The organism is Actinomadura sp. NAK00032, assembly GCF_013364275.1.
Taxonomy (GTDB): domain Bacteria; phylum Actinomycetota; class Actinomycetes; order Streptosporangiales; family Streptosporangiaceae; genus Spirillospora.
Map to the genome: position 1 here is coordinate 7,411,768 of NZ_CP054932.1, position 16,012 is coordinate 7,427,779.

14 protein-coding genes are annotated in these 16,012 nt (G+C 73.4%); 7 read left to right on the top strand and 7 right to left on the bottom strand.

Annotated elements, in window-relative coordinates:
- Positions 1-116 precede the first annotated feature (116 nt).
- Positions 117-248 (bottom strand): hypothetical protein, encoded by a 132-nt coding sequence (locus tag HUT06_RS45370; protein ID WP_302931858.1) that lies wholly within the window; start codon positions 246-248, stop codon positions 117-119.
- On the opposite strand from HUT06_RS45370, the gene HUT06_RS33845 reads away from it, so the two are divergent.
- Both HUT06_RS33845 and HUT06_RS33850 read left to right on the top strand, forming a co-directional pair.
- The gene (locus HUT06_RS33845; protein WP_254715521.1) at positions 238-987 is read left to right on the top strand and encodes a glycosyltransferase; all 750 of its coding nucleotides are present in this window, start codon (positions 238-240) and stop codon (positions 985-987) included. The two genes, HUT06_RS45370 and HUT06_RS33845, sit on opposite strands and share 11 nt — an antisense overlap.
- Before the next feature lie 55 nt (positions 988-1,042).
- Positions 1,043-2,452: a sialidase family protein gene (locus HUT06_RS33850; protein ID WP_176199426.1), complete on the top strand. Its 1,410-nt coding sequence runs from the start codon at positions 1,043-1,045 to the stop codon at positions 2,450-2,452.
- Positions 2,453-2,542: 90 nt separating this feature from the next.
- On the opposite strand, the gene HUT06_RS33855 is transcribed toward HUT06_RS33850, so the two are convergent.
- The 3 genes from HUT06_RS33855 to HUT06_RS33865 all read right to left on the bottom strand — a co-directional run bounded on the left by HUT06_RS33855 (position 2,543) and on the right by HUT06_RS33865 (position 6,514).
- A complete protein-coding gene (locus HUT06_RS33855; protein ID WP_176199427.1) occupies positions 2,543-3,259 on the bottom strand; it encodes a sigma-70 family RNA polymerase sigma factor in 717 nt (238 codons plus the stop codon).
- 148 nt (positions 3,260-3,407) lie between these two features.
- Positions 3,408-6,209, bottom strand: coding sequence for a LuxR family transcriptional regulator (locus HUT06_RS33860; protein ID WP_176199428.1), 2,802 nt, complete (start codon positions 6,207-6,209; stop codon positions 3,408-3,410).
- A gap of 116 nt (positions 6,210-6,325) precedes the next feature.
- Positions 6,326-6,514 (bottom strand): hypothetical protein, encoded by a 189-nt coding sequence (locus HUT06_RS33865; protein WP_176199429.1) that lies wholly within the window; start codon positions 6,512-6,514, stop codon positions 6,326-6,328.
- Positions 6,515-6,809: 295 nt separating this feature from the next.
- Between HUT06_RS33865 and HUT06_RS33870 the strand changes: the two genes are divergently transcribed.
- The 3 genes from HUT06_RS33870 to HUT06_RS44905 all read left to right on the top strand — a co-directional run bounded on the left by HUT06_RS33870 (position 6,810) and on the right by HUT06_RS44905 (position 10,874).
- The gene (locus HUT06_RS33870) at positions 6,810-8,540 is read left to right on the top strand and encodes an FAD-binding protein (RefSeq protein ID WP_217711568.1); all 1,731 of its coding nucleotides are present in this window, start codon (positions 6,810-6,812) and stop codon (positions 8,538-8,540) included.
- Positions 8,541-8,694: 154 nt separating this feature from the next.
- Positions 8,695-9,141, top strand: coding sequence for a MarR family winged helix-turn-helix transcriptional regulator (locus tag HUT06_RS33875; RefSeq protein WP_176199431.1), 447 nt, complete (start codon positions 8,695-8,697; stop codon positions 9,139-9,141).
- 158 nt (positions 9,142-9,299) lie between these two features.
- Entirely contained in the window at positions 9,300-10,874 is a 1,575-nt protein-coding gene (locus HUT06_RS44905) for an SAM-dependent methyltransferase (RefSeq protein ID WP_254715522.1), read from the top strand.
- Positions 10,875-10,919: 45 nt separating this feature from the next.
- Here HUT06_RS44905 and HUT06_RS33885 read toward each other — a convergent pair whose 3' ends face one another.
- Positions 10,920-12,104 carry a cytochrome P450 gene (locus HUT06_RS33885; RefSeq protein WP_217711569.1) on the bottom strand — a complete coding sequence of 395 codons (1,185 nt, stop codon included), beginning with the start codon at positions 12,102-12,104 and terminating at the stop codon, positions 10,920-10,922.
- 151 nt (positions 12,105-12,255) lie between these two features.
- On the opposite strand from HUT06_RS33885, the gene HUT06_RS33890 reads away from it, so the two are divergent.
- Together HUT06_RS33890 and HUT06_RS33895 are read left to right on the top strand one after the other, a co-directional pair.
- Positions 12,256-13,317, top strand: coding sequence for an LLM class flavin-dependent oxidoreductase (locus tag HUT06_RS33890; protein WP_176199433.1), 1,062 nt, complete (start codon positions 12,256-12,258; stop codon positions 13,315-13,317).
- On the top strand, positions 13,314-13,928 hold the full coding sequence (locus tag HUT06_RS33895) for an NAD(P)H-dependent oxidoreductase (RefSeq protein WP_176199434.1): 615 nt from the start codon (positions 13,314-13,316) through the stop codon (positions 13,926-13,928). Before HUT06_RS33890 ends, HUT06_RS33895 begins: the two co-directional genes overlap by 4 nt.
- Before the next feature lie 13 nt (positions 13,929-13,941).
- On the opposite strand, the gene HUT06_RS33900 is transcribed toward HUT06_RS33895, so the two are convergent.
- Both HUT06_RS33900 and HUT06_RS33905 read right to left on the bottom strand, forming a co-directional pair.
- Positions 13,942-15,153, bottom strand: coding sequence for a sulfurtransferase TusA family protein (locus tag HUT06_RS33900; RefSeq protein WP_176199435.1), 1,212 nt, complete (start codon positions 15,151-15,153; stop codon positions 13,942-13,944).
- Positions 15,150-15,992, bottom strand: coding sequence for a phosphate/phosphite/phosphonate ABC transporter substrate-binding protein (locus HUT06_RS33905; protein WP_176199436.1), 843 nt, complete (start codon positions 15,990-15,992; stop codon positions 15,150-15,152). Before HUT06_RS33905 ends, HUT06_RS33900 begins: the two co-directional genes overlap by 4 nt.
- Positions 15,993-16,012: the final 20 nt, after the last annotated feature.

Consider the following 16,012-nt stretch of genomic DNA (forward strand, 5'->3'; position numbering starts at 1 on the left):
GACGCGTCCCCGACGCGGTGCGGCGGGGCAAGTGTTATTTGGCCGTAAAGCCGCCCCTGTTCTGCATTAATGCGCTGTTCAGCTTGGCATCGACCGGTGTCCATATGTGATGTCGATCACTTTATATTGCCGGTCAGCATGATCATCGAACAGTTCCGCCCGTAGGCGAACACCACTGTCATGCCCCAGCCAACGGTCGACACAGCCAAGACGCGGGTGATGCAAAGAGTGCAGACCATGTCCGTCATCACACCTGTCTACAAGCCCGATCCCGAACTGCTGCGCGAGGCATATGACTCGCTCGCCGGGCAGGAGCTTCCGAATGATTGGGAATGGGAGTGGATCGTCCAGGAGGACGGAACGACGGGGGTCGCCGAGAACATCCTGCCGGCCGATCCCCGAATCAAGTTCGGAACCGGGCGGCGCGGCAGCAGCTCCCTGACGCGGAACCTCGGTCTGGCCAGGTCGCGCGGGGAGCTCATCAAGAACCTCGACGCCGATGACGTCCTGACCCCCGGCGTCCTGGCGCGGGACATCGAAGTCCTGAGCTCTGACCAGGGCGTTCACTGGACCGCGTCCCGCGCCCTCGATCTCCTCCCCGACGGTTCGACGGTGAGTGTGCAGGACCGGGTGCCGCCGGGGCGGCTCGAACCGGGGGTCGTCTTCGAGCAATGGAAGGCCGACGACTTCCGGCTTCCCGTCCATCCCACGACCCTGTGCATCCGCCGAAATCTCGCCACCGCGCTCGGCGGGTGGATGGCGGTGCCCGGTTCGGACGATTCGGGCCTGCTCATTTCGGCCAGCATGGTCAGCGCCGGGCACTTCCACGGCGAGATCGGGCTGCTGTATCGCAAATGGCCGGGCCAGGTGACCGCGCAGCCCGCCCACTATGCGGAAACCGAATGGAATTCGCGCATGAGCCTGATTCGCGAACGCGCCGAGTCGTTCGCCGAGATCTGGTCGCGACGCGGCCTTCTCACCCCCTGAAGACTCACCCCCTGAAGATGAGGAGCACGGCACATTGAAACGACGTTCCAGGACAATGGCGGCCTTGGCGGCCGCCGCGTTCACCTGCATCGTCACGGCCCAGTCCGCACTCGCCGACGGCACCGACCCCGCCGTCGTCACACCGATCACGGGTGAGAGCCCGCTGGCGGCGGACTGCGGGCTGCCCGAAGGCGACGGGTACGTACTGAACCCGGACACCGAGGTCCAGCCCATGGTGGCGGCGGACCCGAAGCGGCCGGGGCGTCTCGTCGCGGTGTACCAGCAGGACCGGTGGAGCAAGTACGGCGGCAACGGGACGGGCGTCGTCCTGTCCGACGACAACGGCGCGACCTGGAAGCGGTCGGCGAACCAGCCCGCCTTCTCCCGGTGCGACGGCGGGAAGTACGACGTCACGACGGACCACTGGGTCACGATGACACCGTCCGGTACGGCGCTGGCCGCGGCGTTCTCGCTGTCGCGCACCGGCGAGGAGACGGCGATCGTGGTCTCGCGGTCCGGCGACGGCGGCGAGCACTGGGAGGCCCCGGTGACGCTGGGGCACGACGACGACCCGCGGTACTTCAACGACCGTCCGGCGATCACCGCCGATCCCTACCACCCGGGCACCGTCTACGCGGTGTGGGACCGGGTCGACACCCAGCCGTCGGGTGAGTGGGTGCAGCCGGTCTACCTGGCGAAGTCGACCGACGACGGGCGCACCTGGACGAGCAGGAAGGTGTACGACTTCCCCGCCAACAGCGGCGCCATCGGTACCGAGCTGGTGCCGATGGCCGACGGCACGCTGCTGATCGGCATGCACCAGGAGACGAACACCAGCGCCGCCACCCAGGTCATCCGCTCGACCGACGGCGGCGAGACCTGGTCGGAGCCGACGCTGGACGTGCCGGCCCCGTTCGCCGTGGGCGTCAAGATCCCCGACCCCGACGACTCGGGCGACCCGGTGCGCAACGCCACGCTGCCGCTGCTGGCCGCCCAGCCGGACGGCAAGGTGGTGAACGCGGTCTGGCAGAGCCAGGACGCCGACGGCACCTTCCACGCCGCGTACGCGCGGTCCACGGACAGCGGGAAGACCTGGTCGAAGCCGGTCAACGTGGACAAGACGCCCACCGGTTCGGCCGCGGTACCGGCGATCGCCGTGGCCCCCGGCGGCACCGTGGCGATCACGTACTACGACTTCCGGAACAACACCTCCGCCGCCACCCTGCCCACCGACTTCTGGGCCGTCACCTGCACGACGGACTGCACGAAGCCCGGATCGTGGCGCGAGCGGCACATCGAGGGCCCGTTCGACGCGCGGAAGGTCCCGCCGACGAGCGTCGGCCGCCTGCTCGGCGACTACACCGGCCTGGTCGCGTCCAACTCGGCCTTCGTGGCCGTGTACGGCGTGGCCACCGGCGACGCCGACAACCCGGTGGACCTCCACAGCGCGACCTTCTACAAGTAACGATGTAGACGCCCCCGCCGGGGTCCGGCCGTCGACCGAGTGACGTTGAGTCCTCAGCGAATGCGCCGGCCCCGGCTCGGTCTCCGCGGGTCATGCGGCGATCTGGGCCGGACGGGGAGAGCGGGGGGTCGCCGACAGGAGGCGGTGGACGTGGCCTTCGGGGGCGAGCAACCGGGCCAGCCCCTCAAGGTCACCGGTGCCCACCGCGGCCTCGAAGGCGGCGACGAGGCGGCGGTGCGTCTTCGCGGGGACCGGCCGCTCGCGGTCGCCCTCAAGGCGGGCCTGGCCGCGGCGGACCAGCTGGCGCGCGTTCGAGACGCTCGTTCCCAGCAGTTCCGCCAGGTCGGCATAGGCGTAGTCGAAGCCCTTCCGCAGGACGTAGGCGGCCAGCTCGTCCGGCGTCAGCCGCGCCATCAGCAGCGCCAGGGCCTCCGCGATGGCCATGGTCTGCTCGACGCGCTGGACGGGGTCCTGCGCCCGGTCGGCGAGGTTGACCAGCTGCGACTCGGTGGGGGTCTCGTGGCGGTGGCGCGCGGACTGGACGACGTTGATCGCCAGCCGGTTCACCGCCGTGGTCAGGAACGCGGCCGGGTTCTCGATCCTGGTGCGGGGGGTGAGCTGCCAGCGCAGCCACAGCTCCTGGAGCACGTCCTCCGCTCCGAGGACGTCGCCGAGGACCCGGTAGGCGATGCGGAACAGGCGTGTTCGGTGGGCCATGAAGATGTCGAGGGCGACGTCCAGATCGTCCTCGGCCGGCCGGGCGGCCGAGGTTTCGGCCGGCGTCGTCTCCAGGCTGAGCACGGACATCGGGGGCTCCTCTTCGTGGGCATCTGAACGATGACTCCACTCTGGTTCCGCGGTGCCCTCCACCGCGCCCTCGAAGTCCGTGGTCGAGTCCGTGGGGCACCCCGGGGGCGCCCCCCAGGGGGTCGCCCCGGGGCCTACGCAGCCTGCATCAGGCGGGTGCGGCCGTGCCCCCGCTGTCCGTGGCCGGAGTGATCCCGAGCACGCTCGGCAGCTCGCGGCGCGAGCTGATGCCGAGCTTGGAGAACACCTTGCGCAGGTGCCACTCCACGGTGTGCGGGCTGATGAACAGCTCCGCGCCGATCTTGGGGTTCGTCATGCCGCCGGCGGCGAGGGTCGCGATCTGCGACTCCTGCGGGGTCAGCGCGCTGGCCGGCTCGGCCTCCCGCACCCGGACGTGCTCGCCGCTGACGAGCAGCTCGCGGCGGGCCCGCTCGGCGAACGCGTGCGCCCGCATCCCGTCGAACATGTCGTAGGACGTGCGGAGGTGCTCGCGGGCCTGCGAGCGGCGGCGGCTGCGGCGCAGCCACTCGCCGTAGAGGAGGTGGGTGCGCGCCACCTCCACCGCCACGCGGTCGCGGGCGAGCTCCTCGATCGCGGTCCGGTACAGGCGGTCGGCCTCGTCGCCGTCGGCGAGCAGGGCCCGGCTGCGGGCGCTGACGCCGCGGGCCCAGCCGGAGTCGGCGGCGGCGGTCAGCTCGACCAGCCGGTCGAGGGACGCGCGGGCCTGGTCCAGCTCGCCGCAGCGGGTCGCGGCCTCGACATGCTCGACCAGGGACAGGCCGGTGAAGTTGAACCCGTCGTGGTCGATGCCCGAGCGGGCGGCCGCCAGGGCCTCGTCGTAGCGCGCCAGGCCGTTGAACAGCACGCCCTGGACGTAGCCGCTGACGCCGAGGAGGGACACCTCGCCGCGGGTGGCGGCGGCCTTGGCGTCCTCGATGTAGCCGATCGCGCTGTCCTCGTCGCCGCGCCACGCGGACAGGACGAGCGCCGCGTACTGGTGCGGGGCGTGGCCGGTCGCGGCGGCGATCGCGTCGGCCTCGTCGATCATCCGGGACGCCTGGCCGAAGTCGCCGTAGTGGATGTGGACGCCGCCCAGGTAGATCAGCGCCGGCGGCAGCACGCCGAGCGCGCCGATGTCGCGGGCCAGCCGCACCGCGCGGGTCGCCAGCAGGTCCCACGCGGGCAGGTCCCAGGCGTAGTGGATGAACGACTCCAGCGCGACCGGGGCCAGCAGCAGCCAGCGCATCGTCGCCTCGCGGGTGGGCAGCTCCTCGTGGACGAGGGGCTCCAGCGCGCGGCGCAGCACCGGGCCGCTGGTCTCGGGGCCGTCGGCGAGGAGCGCGGCCACCCCGTCCAGGAGGAGGTCGGCGGCCTTGGAGCCGCTCGGGGGCGCGCCGGACTCGCGGGCCGCGGTCGCCGCGGCGCGGGCGCCCGTCGGGCCGTGGACCCGGCCCGCGAAGATGGTGGCGCTGATCGCCTCCAGGTAGGTCTCGCGCGCCAGCGGGGACTCGGCCTCGGCGAACTGCGCGGCGGCGTCGAGGAGCAGCGGCGCCGCCTCGTCGCTGCGGTTGCGGGCGAACAGGATCGTGGCGCGCAGGCGGGCGAGGCGGGCGCGGTCCAGGGGGCTGAGGGGGCACAGCTCGGCGAGCGTCGCCAGCTCCGTGGCGCGGTCGGGCGAGGCGGCCGAGAAGTGCGCCTCGGCGGCGGCGAGGGCGCGGCGGCCCCGCGCCCAGCGGTCGGGCGTCACGTCGGCGGCGCGCTCCAGCAGCACGGCCTCGGCGGCCATGCCGCCGCGCTGCCGCGCCCGGCCGGCGGCCCGCTCCAGCTCGGCGGCGACCTCCTCATCCGGCCCGTCGGCGGCCTGCGCGGCGTGCCAGGCGCGCCGGTCGGGGTCCAGGACGGGGTCGGTGGCGGCGGCCAGCGCCCGGTGCACCGCCCGGCGCTCGGCGGGGTCGGCCTGGTCGTAGACCGCCGAGCGGACCAGCGGGTGCCGGAACCGGACGGACTCGCCGAACTCGATCAGCCCGGCCGCCTTGGCGGGCGCGGCGTCGGGCGTGATCTCCAGGGCGGCGGCCGCGCGGGCCAGCACGCGCGCGTCGCCGACCGGTTCGGCGGCGGCGATCAGCAGCAGCGTCCGGGTCGGGGCCGGCAGCCCGGCGAGCCGGCGCGCGAAGTCGCGCTCGACGCGGCTCGACACCGTCCCCTGGGCGCGCGGGTGGCTCGCGTCGAGGCCGTAGGCCAGCTCGGCGGCGCTGCGGCCGCGGGAGAACTCCAGGAGGGCGAGCGGGTTGCCGTGCGTCTCGGCCACGAACCGCTCCCGGACGCGCTTCTCCAGCCGGCCGCCGACAACGGTTTCGAGGAGCTCCCCCGCCGCGGCGGCGTCGAGACCGGCGATCTGCATCGCGGGCAGGCCGACGAGCGCGGCCCTGCCCTCGGGGTCGCGCACGGCGAACACCATCGCGACCGCCTCGGCGAGCAGCCGGCGGGCCACGAACTCCAGCGTCTGCAGGGACACCTGGTCGAGCCACTGGGCGTCGTCGACCACGACCAGCACCGGCCGGCTCTCGGACGCGCGGGTGAGCAGGGACAGGAAGGCGAGGCCGACCAGGAAGCGGTCGGGCGGGTCCCCCGCCGCCATGCCGAACGCCACGTGCAGGGCGGCGCGCTGCGGTTCCGGCAGTTCCTCGATCTCCGCCAGGAACGGCGCGCACAGCTGGTGCAGGCTCGCGTAGGGCAGCTCCATGTCGGCCTCGATGCCCCGTGACCGGGTGACCGTGACCCCGGACGCCTGGGCGTCGACGTACTCCAGCAGGACCGACTTCCCGATGCCCGCCTCGCCGCGGACCACCCAGACCCGGGCCGCGCCCTCGCGCAGGCCGGCGAGCAGGTCGTTGAGCGCCGCGCACTCGCGTTCCCGGCCGACCAGGACAGGAGGCGGGCTCGCGGTCATGGAAGCGGCTCCCTAAAGGACTCCCGGGGAAGGCCCGGGACGCTCGTCAGTAAGGACATTGAAACGATACATGAATCCGCTCGCCTTTTGGCACCCTCCATCGGGAGTGGACGAATTCATTCATCTAATGCAAGCGGGCGGGACGAGGCCGCGGCGCCGATACCCGCGCCGAGCCGGACCGCCTCGGCGACGCGACGTGACGGCCGGGTGACCGACGAGCAGATCGTCCGCACCGCGCAGACCAGCGAAGGAGCCGTGGCGACCGGCCGGCGGCGCGCCGCGCAGCGGACTTCGAGCACCTCCACCGCCCGCCGGACGCGAGCGCAGCGTGCATTTTTAACGCACTTCTTATATGTCAGCGCCGTGATCAAAAACGACGGCGCCAAAAATGCGACCGAACACTCAACGAGATGCAGCCCCGGAAGCATCGGAACGCAAGAACCCGCGCCATTCTCCGAGCCTTCACCCGCCTCGGACAGCCCCCGCCTCCTGGCCGGTGTGATGCACGTCACATTAGAAGTTCGCTCCCGGGTTGTCACAAACGATGCCGCTACCCGGTCGAGCACTGTCTATCGTTCGTCCGCCCTCGCAGGAGGTCCCTTGTCATCGCTCGAACACCAGCTCTCCACCTCCGTTCTGGTGGTGGGGACCGGTGGGTCCGGGCTTCGAGCGGCCATCGAAGTCGCCGAGGCCGGTGTCGCGGTCATCGCGGTGGGCAAGCGCGCCGCCGATGACGCCCACACCGTCATGGCGGCGGGCGGCATCAACGCGGCGCTGGCCACCGCCGACCCCGCCGACACCTGGGAGCAGCACGCGGCGGACACGTTGCAGGAGAGCCGGCTGCTGGCCGACCCGCGCACCGTCCTCGTCGTGGCCCGGGACGCCGCGCAGGGCATCAACGACCTGCTGCGCTTCGGCATGCGCTTCGACCGCCAGGAGGACGGGCGGATCGCCCAGCGGTACTTCGGCGCCCACTCCCACCCGCGCACGGCCTTCGTCGGCGACCACACCGGGCTGGAGGTGCAGCGCGTGCTCCGCGCCCGCGCGAGCCGGCTGGCCGTCCCCGTGCTGTCCAGCCTGTACGTCACCCGCCTGCTGGTGGACGACGGGACGGTGTTCGGCGCCTACGGGTTCGACCTCGACGACGGCTCCCGCTACCTCGTGCACGCCGACGCCGTGATCCTCGCGACGGGCGGGCACACGCGCATCTGGCGGCACACGTCCTCGCGCCGCGACGAGAACACCGGCGACTCGCTGCGCCTCGCCGCCGAGGCCGGCGCCCGGCTGCGCGACGCCGAACTGGTGCAGTTCCACCCGCTGGGGCTGATCAAGCCGGAGAACGCGCCCGGCACGCTGGTCGGGGAGGTCGCGCGGAGCGAGGGCGGGGTCCTGCTCAACAACCTCGGTGAGCGGTTCATGGCGCGCTACGACCCCGAGCGGATGGAGCTGTCCAGCCGGGACCGGGTCGCGGTGGCGTCCTACACCGAGATCAAGCAGGGGCGCGGCAGCCAGTCCGGAGGCGTGTGGTTCGACCTGTCCCACCTCCCCTCCGAGACGGTTCTGACCCGCCTGCCGCGCGTGCACCGCACCCTGCTGGACCTGCAGATGCTCGACGTCACCCGCGACCCGTTCGAGGTCGCGCCGGCCGCCCACTACTCCATGGGCGGCGTCTGGGTGCGGCCCGAGGACTACGGCACCGACGTCGTCGGGCTCTTCGCGATCGGGGAGGCCGCGAGCGGCCTGCACGGCGCGAACCGGCTGGGCGGCAACTCGCTGATCGAACTGCTCGTTTCCGGCCGGCTCGCCGGGCGGGCCGCGGTGGAGCACTCGTCCCGGCTCACCGGCCAGCGGCGGTCGCTCGGCGCGATCCGCGCCGCGGAGGCGGAGGTGAACCGGCTGGTGAGCGCCGACGGCGGGCAGAACGTGCGGGCCCTGCAGCGGTCGGTGCGCCGGCTGATGACCGAGCACGCGGGCGTGATGCGGGACGAGTCCGGGCTCACCGCGGGCCTCGCCGGGCTCGACGAGATCGAGACGCGCGTGGAGGACCTGGGGGTCCACATCGACATCAGCGGCTTCCAGGACCTCGCGCACGCCTTCAACCTCAAGGCCACCGTCCTCGCCGCCCGGGCGACGCTGGAGTGCGCGCTGGAGCGGCGGGAGACGCGGGGCTCCCACTACCGGTCCGACTACCCCGATCTCGTTCCGGACCTGCGAGTCAACTCGGTGTGGTCGCCGAGGAGCGGAGTGCACTGGGAACCCGTCCCGCCGATCCCGACCGACATCGCCGCGTTGATGCACGACGTTTCCGCGGACGGCAAGCTGCTCGAATAGAACTGAATAGGCCCCCGCCCTTCAGGGCATTCGCGAATTTCCGCGAATGCCCCCTTCGTGCTGCCGGACTAATGGTCGGCAGGGCCGCCGGGGCCGCGCCCCGGCAGGAGGCCGGGTCGGCGGAGCCGGGGGTGGGGGCCGGTACGGTGCCGTCATGGCGACGGAGAGGCTGCGGCCCCTGGAGGACGAGGCGTGGCGCGGGTTCCTGCTCGCTCATGACCGGATCTGGCGGTCGATCCAGGAGGGGCTCGCGCCGCTGAACGTGAGCATGGCCGAGTACAGCGTGCTCGCGCTGCTCGGCGAGGCCGCGCCGGAGCCGATGCGGATGTCGGAGCTGGCCGAGCGCCGGCTGATGTCCACCGGCGGGTTCACCCGCCTCGCCGACCGGCTGGAGAGCCGGGGGCTCATCGAGCGGCGGCGGTCGGCCGCCGACGGGCGCGGCTTCGACGTGACGCTGACGGACGAGGGGCGCGCCCTCCTGCGCAAGGCGTGGCGGCAGCAGCACGACGACATCCGCAGGCTGTTCCTCGACCGGCTCGGCGAGGACGACCTGCGCGTCCTCGCCGACATCTGGGAGCGGCTCGCCGCCGAACCGGAGTGACGCAGCCGGAGTGACGCGGCCGGAGTGACCCCGCCCCGGGGGCCGTTACCGCTTTGCGCGGTGTGACCGGAGACGGCCATCGCCGGGTCAAGCGGATGGTCATCTGGATTAACGTGCTGAGTCATCCCGAACTAGGACAACACGGAAGGGTCGCCCTGGTGGAGTTCCGCATCCTTGGCAGTCGGGTCAGAGTCCGGGGGGCGAGAGGCGAGGCCATCGGCGTCTTCCGGCCGCAGGTGCGGCGGCTGCTGGCGGTGCTGCTGGCCGCGGAGGGCCGGCCGGTTCCGGCGGACGTGCTCGCCGGACGGCTCTGGGACCCGGCCGACGGCACGGATCCGGCCGCCGAGCTGGAGCAGGTCGCCGCCACCGCGCGGCGGGTGCTGCCGGACGGCCTCCTGGTCATCGGGGACGGCGGGCTCCGGCTCCGACTGGAGAAAGGCGACCTGCTGGACCTGCGCGAGTTCCGGGACCTGGCCGCGGACGCCCGGCGGCGGCGCGGCTCCGACGCCGACTCGGCCGCCGCGAGCTGCCGGCGGGCGCTGCGGCTGTGGGCGGACCAGCCGCTGGGCGACCTCCCGTCCACCCTCGCGATGGAGCCGGTCCGCCGGTCGCTGCTCGGCGAGCGGAGCCAGGTCCGCGAGGAGCTGGCCGAGATACTGCTCGCGCGGGGCGGGCACCGCGAGTTCATCGTCCCCGGACGGTCGTGGGCGGCGCAGGAACCGGTGAACGAGCACCTGATCGGCCTGCTGATGCTCGCGCTCCACCGGGACGGCCGCGCGGCCGAGGCGCTGCGCCTCTACGAGAAGACGGCCGCGCTGCTGGAGCCGGCCGGCGCCGGACCCGGGCTGCGGCGGACGGCCGAGCTGATCGGCCGCCGCGATCCGCGGCTGGACTTGCGGCCCCGTCCCGTCCTGACCCCGCTGGCCCCCGACCGGGCCGCCGGTCTGCGCATCGATTCCGGCACCGCCTCGCCCGCCCGCATCTACGACTACTACCTGGGCGGCAAGGACAACTACGAGGTCGACCGGGCGGCCGCCGAGGCGATCATGAAGACGGTGCCGGAGGCGCCGGCGGCGGCGCGCGCCAACCGGGCCTTCCTGGCCCGGGCGGTCCGGTACCTGGCGGCGCACGCCGGGATCCGGCAGTTCGTCGACGTCGGGGCGGGCCTGCCCACGCAGGGCAACGTGCACGAGATCGTCCACGGTGTCGCGCCGGACGGGCACGTCGTCTACGTCGACAACGACCCGACGGTGCTCGTCCACGGCAGGGCCCTGCTGGAGGGCAGCCCCAACGTCGCCGTCATCCGCGGCGACCTGCGGCGCCCCGAGGAGATCATGGCCGACCCCCGGCTGGCCGAGCTGATCGACCTCACCGAGCCCGTGGGACTGCTGCTGGTGGCGATCCTGCACTTCATCCCGGACGGCGACGACCCGGCGGGGCTCGTCGCGCGCCTGGTCGAGCGGCTGCCGTCCGGCAGCCACGTGGTGGTCTCCCACGGCTACGAGGGCGGCATGGACCCCGGCGACGTCGAGCACGCCATCGGCGTCCGCCGCGGGACGGCCGCGCCGATCTGCTCGCGCGGCCCCGAGCAGGTGGCGGGCCTGCTCACCGGGCTGGACGTCTTACCCCCGGGCATCGTGTGGATCCCCGAATGGGGCCTGCCGCACCCGCCCGCGCCCGCCGCCGACCCGCAGCTGAGCCACTTCATCGGCGGCATCGCCCGCAAGCCCTGACCATCAGGCGGTGACCATCAGGCGGTGACCGTCAGGCGGTGACCGTCAGGCGGTGCGGCGCGCCACCGTCGTCGGCAGGACGGTGAAGCCGCGCACGTCCGGGGAGTTGATGCGGCGGGCCGCGGCCTCGTCGATGTCGTAGTCGGCGACGCGGGCCGTCAGCTCCTCCAGTGCGACGCGCGCCTCCAGCCGGGCGAGGTGCGCGCCGATGCAGTAGTGCCGCCCGGACCCGAAGCTGATCTTGGCGGAGGTGTCCCGGCCGAGGTCGAAGCGGTCCGGGTCGGGGAACACCCGGGGGTCGCGGTTGGCGGACCCGATCAGCAGCTGCATCCGGGCGTTCGCCGGGACCGTCACGCCGTGCAGCGTGAACTCCTCGGTCGCCGTCCGGGCGTCGGCCTGCGCCGGCGCCTCCAGCCGCAGCGTCTCCTCGATCCACGCGCCGGTCCGGCCGAACGCCTCGGACGGCCGGTCCAGGTGCCGCCACGCGCAGTGCCAGGCGCTCGCGATCAGGTTGGCGGTCGTCTCGTTCCCGGCCGCGACGAGGATGAACAGCACGCCGAGGATCTCGGCCTCGGTGAGCCGGTCGGCGCCGTCGGAGGCCCCGAGCAGCGCCGAGGCCAGGTCGTCGCGCGGATCCCGGCGCCGCTCGGCGACCAGCTTGCCCATGGCGTCGCGGAGCGCGCCGATCGCCGCGCGCCCGGCGCCGGTCACGTCCTGGACGCCCTCCTCGTGGTGGACGATCGCGTCCGCGAGCCGCCGCAGCTCGGGACGGTCGGCCTCGGGGACGCCGACCAGCTCGGAGACGACGTCCATCGGCAGCAGCGCGGCGTAGTCGCCGACCAGGTCGAAGCGCTCGCCGCCCGCCAGCGCCCGGTCGAGGTGGCCGCGGGCGATGTCGCGGACGCGCGGTTCGAGCGCGGCGACGCGCCGCGGGGTGAACGCCGTGGAGACGAAGCCGCGCAGGCGGGTGTGCTCGGGCGGGTCCATCGCCAGGAGGGACGCGTGGTGGCGGGCCTGCGGGCCCCACACCGAGGGTTCGAGCATGATCCCGTTGGCGTTGGAGAAGCGCCGGAAGTCGCGGAAGGCCGCGGCGACGTCGGCGTGCCGCGACAGCGCCCAGAAGTCCTCGTCGTCGTTGCGGAACACCGGCGCGTCGTCCCGCAGCCGCGCGTACACCGGGTACGGGTCCTGATGGATGCCGTAGTCGTACAGGCTGTAGCGGACTCCCACGCGCGGCTCCTCACTCCCGCCATAAGCCCAGCACATCCGGGCACCGGTCGTGGTGACCGCTTGCGGCCACCGCAGCGCCGGGAATATCTGCCTGCGCAGATAACTTTTACCGGACGCGCCGGGGACGCCCCGGCGGAGAGGAGACCGGACGATGGCTTTCGAAATCGGGATCATGACCTTCGGCGAGGTGACCGAGGACCCCGTCACCGGCGCGCCGCCGTCGCCGCGCGAGCGGGTGCGGGAGACGATCGAGCAGGCGAGGGTCGCCGACGAGGCCGGCCTGGACGTGTTCGGCGTCGGCGAGCACCACCGCTCCGACTTCGTCGGCTCGGCCCCCGCGATCCTGCTGGCGGCCGCCGCCGAGGCGACCGAGCGCATCCGGCTGACCAGCTCGGTCACCGTGCTCGGCTCGGAGGACCCGGTGCGCGTCTGGGAGCAGTTCGCGACGATCGACCTGCTCTCGGCCGGCCGCGCCGAGATCATCGCGGGCCGGGGCTCCTACACCGAGTCCTTCCCGCTGTTCGGCTACGACCTGCGGGACTACGGCGAGCTGTTCCGCGAGAAGCTCGACCTGCTGCTCCAGATCCGCGAGCGGAACCCGCTCACCTGGTCGGGGCGCTTCCGCGCCGCGCTGGCCGACGCCGACATCGCGCCGCGCGCGGACGGCGCGACCCTCCCGATCTGGGTGGGCGTCGGCGGGTCGCCGGCGTCCGCGATCAGCACCGGGCGGCTCGGCCTGCCGATGGCGCTGGCCCTGCTGCTGGGCCCGATGACCTCCCACGAGCAGACCGTCGAGCTGTACCGCGCGTCCGCCGCCGAGGCGGGGCACGACGCCGCCGCGCTGCCGGTCAGCATCAACGTCCACGGCTTCGTCGGACGGACGAGCCAGGAGGCCAGGGACACCATGTACCCCTACTTCGCGAAGGGGATGATGGACAACAACCACCAGCGGGGCCACGGCATGCTGCTCCCGCGGGTGGCGTTCGATGCGCAGTCGTCGCCGCGCGCCGGCCTGCTGGTCGGCAGCCCGCAGGAGGTCATCGACAAGCTGCTCGGCTACCACGAGCTGTACGGCCTCGACCGCGCCATCATCCAGATGGGCTTCGGCGGGATGCCGCAGAAGGAGCACCTGGCGGCGATCGAGCGGCTCGGCACCGAGGTCGCGCCCGTCGTCCGGCGCGAGGTCGCCGCCCGGCGGAAGGAGGCGGCATGACCACCCCGACCATCGACGCGCGGCCGGACGCTCCGGCGGCGGGCGGCGCCGCGCTGCGGGTCGTCGTCGTCAACGGGAGCCCGAGCCGGCCGTCGAAGACGATGGGCCTGGTCGACGCCGTCCTCGGCACGCTGGAGGGGATGCTGCCCGTCGAGACGTCCCGGATCGACGTGTACCGCCTCGGCCCCGGGTTCACCGGGGCCGTCGAGCGCGACGACGTGCCGCCCGACGTCGAGGCCGCGCTCCGGCTCGCCGAGGACGCCGACTTCCTGATCGCGGCGGTGCCGGTGTACCGGGGTTCCTACCCCGGCATGTTCAAGCACTTCTTCGACCTCGTCGACCAGTACGCGCTCGCCAACAAGCCCGTCCTGCTGGCGGCGACGGGCGGGGGCGACCACCACGCGCTCGTCCTGGACCATGCGCTCCGGCCGCTGTTCGCGTTCTTCCAGGCGCTGACGGTGCCGGTCGCGGTGTTCGCGTCCGCCGGGGACTTCGACGGCACCACGCTGCTCACCCCCCGCGTCTACGGCCGCATCGAGACGGGCCTCGCCGACGTCGCCGATCTGCTCCGGTCCCGCGCGACCGGCGCGCGAGCCGCCCCAGGCGGCTGACCCGGCTCCGGGGTCACATGAAGTTGCGGGTGTGCAGGGCCGACAGGTCGGCGGCCTCGTCGGCGGGGAAGCCGAGGCGGACGAGGCGGTGCCGCCGCCCCTCGTCCATCTCGGTCTTCAGCCGCTGGACCTCGTCGTGGCCCCGGCCGACGTCCTCCGGCGCCCAGCCCCCGGCGGCGAGCAGGACCAGGGCGTCGAAGACGTCCTGGTTCAGCCCGGACGTCTCGACGAGGGTGTCGTGGCGGCGCTCGACGGCCGTGCGGAGCCGGGACCGCAGGGACGGGTCCAGTTCGGACTGGTGGTGCAGGTGCGCCACCCCGAAGGCGACGTGCCGGGCCTCGTCCTGCCGGGCCAGCCGCGTGACCTGGCGGGTGACCGGGTCGGGGGCGTGCCGGTCGAGGAACGTCAGCAGGTTCAGGAAGCTGCCCTCGCCCAGCACCGACAGCAGGAACGACGCCAGGGAGAAGTCGGGCTCGGTGAGCAGGGTCGCGAGCGACTCGCGCCCGCTCACCGACGAGGTGCCCATCTCGCCGCCGCGCAGCAGCGCGCGTCGGGTGAAGACCTCCATGTGCCGCGCCTCGTCGGCCGCCTGCACCGCCAGGAGCTGGAGAACCTCGCGGAAGTGCGGGTGGACGCGGCCGAGCAGCCGCGCCGGGACGACCAGCGCCGCCTGCTCGTTCTCCACCAGGAACGTCATGACCTGGACGACCGCGCGCTCGATGTCGGCGGGCAGTGCGAAGCCGGCGTCCCAGTCGACGGCCTGCGCCGGGTCCCACTGGGCGGACGCGGCGTGCGCGTAGAGGGAGGGCGCCACGTCCGCCCAGACCAGGTCGCGGTCGGCGAGGTCGAAGGCGGGTTCGGGGCCGCCCGGCTCCACCAGGGCGCCGCGCGCCGCGAGGCCCCAGTGCGCCTTCGGCTCCTTCCGCACGCCGCCGGGGCGCGGGTCGCCGGCCCGCTCGGCGCCCGCCCAGCGGTCCAGGTCCGTCCGGCCCCGGACGACGTAGGCCCGGACCGGGTCGTCGCGGTCGTCGGGCCGGCGGACGCGGTGGCCCTGCGACCGGCACCAGCTCTCCAGGTGGACGGTCAGCGCCGGGTCGTGCCCGGTGACCGCGAGTTCCGCCCCCGGCGGCAGGTCGCGCAGGGCGCGCTGCACGAGCAGGTGCGCGCCCCGTTCGAAGCCGAGCCCGTCGAGCCGGACGACGGGCGGCCCGGCCTGCGGGTTCACGGCCGGTAGTCGGCGGCCGTGACCGCGCCTTCGGCGTCGTAGAAGCCGGCCTCGTCGACCGCCCGTTCGAGCGGCGGGTAGCCGGTCGTCCGGCCCGGCCGCCAGGCGGTCAGGCCCTCCAGGTCGAACAGCGGCCGGACCTTCGGGTCGGCGTAGGACATCGAGAGCAGCAGTTCCCCGAACCGGTCGGCCTCCGGGCCGTCCCCGACCGTGAGGTTGCAGTGGTCGAACGGCGGCGTCTGCGCGAGGACGCGGGTGCCGCCGGGCGGCAGCGTGCCCTCCCGCCCGAACAGCAGGTGGTTGCCGTCGATCATGCAGGCCGCCGCGACGCGCCCGGCCATCAGCGCGCGGGCGGCGTCGCGCTCGCCGCCGATGTGGTCGCCGTGCAGCCCGACGCCGACGTCGAACCGGGTGACGGCCACGTCCTCGCCCGGCCGGACGCCGGACGCGCGCAGGAACGACGCCGGGATGAGGGTCGCCTGCGGGGAGTCGACCGCGCCGACCGCGATGGTCTCGCCCTTGAGGTCGGCCACGTCCTTGTAGGGCGAGTCGCCGCGGACGACGACCACCGAGGTGAGGTCCTGGTCGGTGTCGCGCATGACCAGGGGCCGCAGGCGGCGGCCGTGCGCCGCCGCCGTCCGGTCGGCGCGGACCCAGGCGAGCGGCGAGTTCCACGCGCCGTCGACGCGCCCGGCGACGAGGTCCTCCACCTGCCGCTCGTAATTGGAGTACAGGACGAAGTCGAAGTCGAAATCCTGGTCGCGCAGCCAGGAGCGGAAACCGCCCCAGATCGTGACCACCTTGGGGTCGTAGGCGACGGCGCCCAGTACGAAGGTCATCAATTCCTCCTCAGAGCGAT

Excerpts from the sequence above, each read along its gene's own strand:
- HUT06_RS33845 (WP_254715521.1), top strand. The coding sequence starts at position 238 with ATGTCCGTCATCACACCTGTCTACAAGCCCGATCCCGAACTGCTGCGC.
- HUT06_RS45370 (WP_302931858.1), bottom strand. The coding sequence starts at position 248 with ATGACGGACATGGTCTGCACTCTTTGCATCACCCGCGTCTTGGCTGTG.
- HUT06_RS33850 (WP_176199426.1), top strand. The coding sequence starts at position 1,043 with ATGGCGGCCTTGGCGGCCGCCGCGTTCACCTGCATCGTCACGGCCCAG.
- HUT06_RS33855 (WP_176199427.1), bottom strand. The coding sequence starts at position 3,259 with ATGTCCGTGCTCAGCCTGGAGACGACGCCGGCCGAAACCTCGGCCGCC.
- HUT06_RS33860 (WP_176199428.1), bottom strand. The coding sequence starts at position 6,209 with ATGACCGCGAGCCCGCCTCCTGTCCTGGTCGGCCGGGAACGCGAGTGC.
- HUT06_RS33875 (WP_176199431.1), top strand. The coding sequence starts at position 8,695 with ATGGCGACGGAGAGGCTGCGGCCCCTGGAGGACGAGGCGTGGCGCGGG.
- HUT06_RS33890 (WP_176199433.1), top strand. The coding sequence starts at position 12,256 with ATGGCTTTCGAAATCGGGATCATGACCTTCGGCGAGGTGACCGAGGAC.
- HUT06_RS33895 (WP_176199434.1), top strand. The coding sequence starts at position 13,314 with ATGACCACCCCGACCATCGACGCGCGGCCGGACGCTCCGGCGGCGGGC.
- HUT06_RS33905 (WP_176199436.1), bottom strand. The coding sequence starts at position 15,992 with ATGACCTTCGTACTGGGCGCCGTCGCCTACGACCCCAAGGTGGTCACG.